The sequence below is a fragment of the Corallococcus exercitus genome (assembly GCF_003611585.1).
GTDB lineage: Bacteria > Myxococcota > Myxococcia > Myxococcales > Myxococcaceae > Corallococcus > Corallococcus exercitus.
Genome location: NZ_RAVW01000553.1, coordinates 1 through 5,293, shown reverse-complemented (window position 1 = coordinate 5,293; position 5,293 = coordinate 1). Strand labels below are relative to the sequence as shown.

Here is a 5,293-nt window from a genome sequence, read left to right as displayed (position 1 = left end):
TTCCTTCCCTGCCTCCAGACACCCCAGGCGCGAAAAAGAGAAAGTCCCGGGGCCAACGGAATTCCCGAGCCCGTGTTCCTCCTGACAACAGGTCTGTTGTGCACCCGCGCACGTCCGGGACGTCCTCCGGGCCCGGGGACGATGCCAGTCCGCCCGGGGATGCGTTCCCTCAGAGCAGCACGCCGCTTCCTTCGCACGTGAGGGGGGCGGGCACCTCCCGGTCCTCCGCCATGCGGGGGGCCACCCTCGGGAGGGGCGTCCTGCTTGGAAGGAGTCGCACCATGAGGCGTTGGGTTTTCGTCGGGTTGCTGGCGCTGGCCGCGTGTGCGCCGGAGTCGTCCACGCGCGCCTCCGCGCAGGGACAGGTGTGCCCGGGTGTCCTCGCGGGAGGCGTCGTGGGAGAGACGGCGACCCGCCAGGGACTGGACGGAACGCAGCCCTCCCGGACGCAGGACGACGGGCGCGAGCCGGTCATCATCCGCTTCCGCCGGGGAGGAGACCCCACCCACGCCTCGGCCGTCACCGCCTCCGGCGCCAGCTTCACCGCGAGCACCGGCGCGAAGGTGAGCGCCGTGTACCGCAACATCCCCGCCGTGGCCGCGCGCGTGTCGCCCACGGAGCGCTTCCTCCTGGAGCGCAGCGAGCTGGTGGAGAGCATCGAGGTGGACCAGCTCTGGAGCGCCCAGGGCCTGACGCCCGCGCTGTTCGCGCCGCTGCCGCGCCAGGTGACGGCCGCCGCCCTCCCGCCCTCCGACGAGTACACCGAAGGGCTGCGCCTGGTGCAGGCCCCGGAGGTGTGGGACGCGAACGGGGACGGCGTGCTGGACGTGGGCGCGCCCACGGGCCAGGGCGTGAAGGTGTGCATCATCGACAGCGGGCTGGACATGGAGCACCCGGAGTTCGAGGGCGCCGTGGCGGCCAGCCACGACTTCCTGGACAACGACGACGACGCGAACGACCGCGGCGACAGGGGCCAGTGGGGCCAGGGCCACGGCACGCACGTGGCGGGCATCGTCGCGGCGCGCATGGGCCAGGGCGGCGTCACCGGTCCCCGGGGCAGCCCCGGCGGCATGGTGGGCGTGGCGCCCAACGCGTCGCTGCTCATCGCGCGCGTGCTGGACCTGCAGGGGCACACGCAGATGAGCGTGGTCCTCTCCGCCATGGAGTGGTGCGAGTCCCAGGGCGCGCGCGTCGTGTCGCTGTCGCTGGGCGGCGGCACCGCCACGCGCAGCACGGTGGAGGCGTTCGAGGCGCTCCTGGACCACGGCCTGCTGGTGGTGGCGGCCTCCGGCAACCAGGGCGGCCCGGTGATGTACCCGGCGTCCGACCCGTCCGTGCTCGCGGTGGGCGCGGTGGACTCGCGCGAGCGTCGCGCGGGCTTCTCCAACGCGGGCGCGGAGCTCTCGCTCGTGGCGCCCGGCGTGGACGTGCTGTCCACCTTCCCCCGGGGGCTGGGCGCCTACGCGGAGATGTCCGTGGACGACGCGTCCCCGCTGTCGCGCTCGCTCCTGTACTCGCCCACGGGTGACACCTCCGGGCGGCTGGTGGACTGCGGCCTGGGGGATTCGCTGGACGCGTGCCTGGACGCCACCTGCGACGGCTTCGTCGCCTACGTGCGGCCGGGCGCGGTGCCCGTGGATCAGGCCATGTCCAACGTGATGCGGCAGGGCGCGCGCGCCGTCATCTTCGCGGCGGAAGACGCCCCCGCGGGCGGCGCGGTGGACATCCTCTCCCTGCCCCGCAGCGGCCACTGGGCCCCGGCCGTCAGCGTCAACCAGGCCGCCAGCACCATGCTGCGCCAGCGGCTGGGCGCGGACGCGCGGCTGTCCCTGCTGCCGGTGGACTACACCCACGTGTCCGGCACCTCCATGGCCGCGCCCTACGTGAGCGGCGTGGCCGCGCTCCTGTGGAGCGCCCGGCCGGAGCTCACGCCCCAGCAGGTGCGTGAGGCGCTGGAGTCCTCCGCGCGCGACCTGGGCGTCCAGGGCCGCGACCCCGTCTTCGGTCATGGCCTGGTGCGCGCGCGCGACGCCTTGCAGCGGCTGCCGTGAGGCGTGCGTTTCTCAAGAACCGGGAGGCGCGAGTGCGCGCGGCCCGGACGCGGAGCGCGGCTGTCGGGCAGCGGAAAAATGCTCCGCGTAACGAAATGGAGAACTCACTTCTGCGTGGAATGAAAGCGCGCCGGGATTGTACGTGGCGCGCGCCGAAGGCTGCCGGGAAGGCAGCCAACCTGGCGCAAAAACCCTTTCATTCTTGAATTGAGGATCTCCATGTTGCGAATTGCTGTTGCCGCCCTGGTCGTTGCCGCCACGGGTTGCGCCTCTTCGAGTGGCGCGGCGGCCGCGGGTCGTGCGGGCAACGCCACGGTCACGGGCAGCGTCGCGTACCCCGCGACGGGCCTGCAGGGTGACCCGTGCTCGGCGGTGCGGGTGAAGGTGACGGAGGACAACTCCCCGGCCCTGGGCTGGGGCGAGGTGAAGCAGAGCCGCAACAACCGCTGCAGCTTCAACGTGAGCGGGCTGCCTGAGGACAAGGACCTGAACGTGGAGCTGGGGGTGGACGCGGGCCTCAAGTGCGCCAACGGCGCGGCGCCCACGGTCACCCCGGGCCCCACGAAGATGAAGATCGCCAAGTTCGCGGCGCCGGTGGTGAGCTTCAAGCTGGCCTGCGAGTAGCGCTCCGGAAGTCCTGTTGAAGTGCCTCACGGCGTGAAGGCCGGGTGCGCCCGAAAGGGGCCCCGGCCTTCGTGCGTGGATGGCCGCATGCCCGGCGGGGGGACAGGGACCATTGATTGCTGAACACAAGGGCGCGAAGCTGCCCCGGCCCATGACTGGTTTCCGTCCGCGTACCGCCGTGCTCGCCCTGGCCCTCCTGGGGGCCGGCTGCGAATCCGAAGTGCCCTTCCCCACCGACGACGAGTTGGACCAGCTGAGCGCCCTGCACACGCAGAGCGCGAAGCCGGAGGTGGACCCCACCAACAAGTGGGGCGACAACGCGGACGCGGCGGCGCTGGGCCAGCGCCTGTTCGAGGACAAGGGGCTGTCGCGCTGCGGGACGGTGTCCTGCAAGAGCTGCCACGCCGGGGAGTCCTACACGGTGGAGACGGCGACGGCGGAGGGCTGCGGGGGCCACCCGTCGCAACGCAACCCGCCCAGCCTCCTCAACATCGGCTACAGCCGGTGGTTCATGTGGGACGGGCGCGCGGACCGGCTCTGGTCGCAGGCGCTGCTGCCGCTGACGAACCCCATCGAGATGGACTCGGACGCGACGGTGGTGCGCGCGCGGCTGTCCGCGGAGCCCACGTACACGGCGGCGTACACGCAGCTGTTCGGCAAGGCGCCCGCGGACGAGTCCGACCCGGACCGGCTGATGGCGAACGTGGGCAAGGTGCTGGCGGCGTACCAGCGCACGCTCAACCGCACCGACGCGCCCTTCGACGCGGACGTGCGGCGCTTCCTCCAGGCGGTGGAGGCGGGGACGCAGGAGAAGGACCCGGCGTACCTGGGCCTGAAGACGTTCATGCGCAAGGGCCAGTGCGTGGTGTGCCACAAGGGCCGCTCGCTGACGGACGACAAGTTCCACAACCTGGGGCTGAAGGACTCCGGCCCGGGGCGGCGCGGGCAGGCGGACGCGGTGGACGCGCTGCTGTCCTGGCCGTTCAACGCGTCGGGCGCCTACAGCGACGCGCCTTCGGGCACGGACGCGGCGCGGCTGTCCACGCTCAAGGCGCAGGCGCAGTCGAAGCCCACGGAGGTGGAGGGCGCGTTCCGCACGCCGTCCCTGCGCAACGTGGCGCTGAGCGCGCCGTACATGCACACCGGCGCGGAGAAGACGCTGGAGGACGTGGTCGACTTCTACAACAAGGGCGGCGACCCGGACGACACCTTCGCCGGCGTGCGCACGGAGACCATCGTCAAGCTGGACCTGAGCAGCGAGGAGAAGCAGGCGCTGGTGACGCTGCTCAAGTCCATGACGGGCGCGGCGAAGTAGGCCTCAGCGCACCAGGTGGAAGGACGTCTGACGCTGGAGGGCCCAGTGCACGGCGCCTTCCGCGTCCACCACGACGTCCTCCTCCTGGGCGGAGCGCACGGGCTGGCCCTTCCATTCCGGCACGGGGCTGGTGGCCTGCAGCTCGATGGAGAACCAGGAGTTGGGCATCACCTTGTGCTCGCCGTTGCCGGGCACGCCCTCCTGGCGGTCCCACATGCCAATCATGGGGCCCGCGCCGTGGCCGTGCAGGCCAATGGGGTGTGAGTACACGCTGCCGTTGATGCCCTCGGACTTCATCTTCGCGAGCGAGGCGCGCAGCACCTCGTTGCCGGTGCGGCCCGGCTTGATTTCACCGGTGACGATGTCCTGGAGCCGGTTGGACGCCTGGAGCGCGGCCTTGAGGCCCGCGGGGGCGTCCGTCTCCCCGTCGCGCAGCACGTAGCCCATGTGCTGGGTGTCGGTGTTGAGGCGCAGCGCGGTGACGCCGAAGTCGCAGTGGAGCACGTCGCCGCGCTGGATGACGGGGTTGTCGCCCAGCTGTTCGTCGGTGGCGCCCTGGCGCTGCACGTCCACGTCGGGCTGGAACCAGGTGTCCAGGCCTTCGTCGGACAGACGCTGGCGCATCCACCACTCCACGTCCTGGGTGGTGGTGGTGCCGGGGGTGATGACGGCGCTGGAGAAGGCGGTCTGGATGAGGTTCCAGGCGTACTTCTGGAGGTCGGCGTAGAAGCGCACCTCGTCGGCGCCGCGCCAGCCGAGCACGTCCAGGGGCAGGCCGCCCGCGGGCTTGAGGCGCTTGGTCCAGGTGGGGCCCAGGGCCTGGGTCATGCCTTCGTATTCGCCGTGGGTGAGGCCGTCCGCGAAGGCGATGGCGGGGGACACGTTGATGGCGATGGAGTCCGGCTTGCGCTCCTCCACGACCTGCTTGAGGAGCTGCCACTGCTCGGGGCCCAGGAGCTCCGCGGCGCGCTGCGAGCCGCCCCGGTCCACCATCATCGCCGCGCGGCGGGCTTCATAGAGGCCGCCCTGGGTGCTGCCGCCCAGCGCCAGCCGCTCCACGCCCTTGTCCGCGCCGCGGTCGAAGAAGACGTAGATGGTGCGGCGGCGGGCGGAGAAGGTGGTGGGGGAGACGAGCGCCTTGAAGACGGGGTCCTCGTTGTACTCGCGCATGGGGACGACCCACATGCGCACGCCGTACTTGCGCATGAGCTGGGGCACGCCGGTCTCCAACCGCTCCTGGAGCCACGCCTGCTGGCGCACGGCCTGTTCGCGCAGCGTGCCGAACTGTCTCTTATACCCATCT

4 protein-coding genes are annotated in these 5,293 nt (G+C 71.6%); 3 read left to right on the top strand and 1 reads right to left on the bottom strand.

What is annotated here, in order from left to right; translation table 11 throughout:
• Positions 1-281 precede the first annotated feature (281 nt).
• The 3 genes from D7W79_RS38340 (at position 282) to D7W79_RS38330 (ending at position 3,990) form a co-directional block, all read left to right on the top strand.
• Positions 282-2,051: a S8 family serine peptidase gene (locus D7W79_RS38340; protein WP_120530201.1), complete on the top strand. Its 1,770-nt coding sequence runs from the start codon at positions 282-284 to the stop codon at positions 2,049-2,051.
• Between the two features lie 219 nt (positions 2,052-2,270).
• On the top strand, positions 2,271-2,675 hold the full coding sequence (locus D7W79_RS38335) for a hypothetical protein (protein WP_120530200.1): 405 nt from the start codon (positions 2,271-2,273) through the stop codon (positions 2,673-2,675).
• 151 nt (positions 2,676-2,826) lie between these two features.
• On the top strand, positions 2,827-3,990 hold the full coding sequence (locus tag D7W79_RS38330; protein ID WP_120530202.1) for a cytochrome-c peroxidase: 1,164 nt from the start codon (positions 2,827-2,829) through the stop codon (positions 3,988-3,990).
• Between the two features lie 3 nt (positions 3,991-3,993).
• On the opposite strand, the gene D7W79_RS38325 is transcribed toward D7W79_RS38330, so the two are convergent.
• The coding region (locus D7W79_RS38325) for a M24 family metallopeptidase (protein WP_147442270.1) at positions 3,994-5,293 on the bottom strand (1,300 nt) is incomplete at its 5' end.

Coding starts and splice junctions, on each gene's coding strand:
- D7W79_RS38330 (WP_120530202.1), top strand. CDS start 2,827: ATGACTGGTTTCCGTCCGCGTACCGCCGTGCTCGCCCTGGCCCTCCTG.
- D7W79_RS38335 (WP_120530200.1), top strand. CDS start 2,271: ATGTTGCGAATTGCTGTTGCCGCCCTGGTCGTTGCCGCCACGGGTTGC.
- D7W79_RS38340 (WP_120530201.1), top strand. CDS start 282: ATGAGGCGTTGGGTTTTCGTCGGGTTGCTGGCGCTGGCCGCGTGTGCG.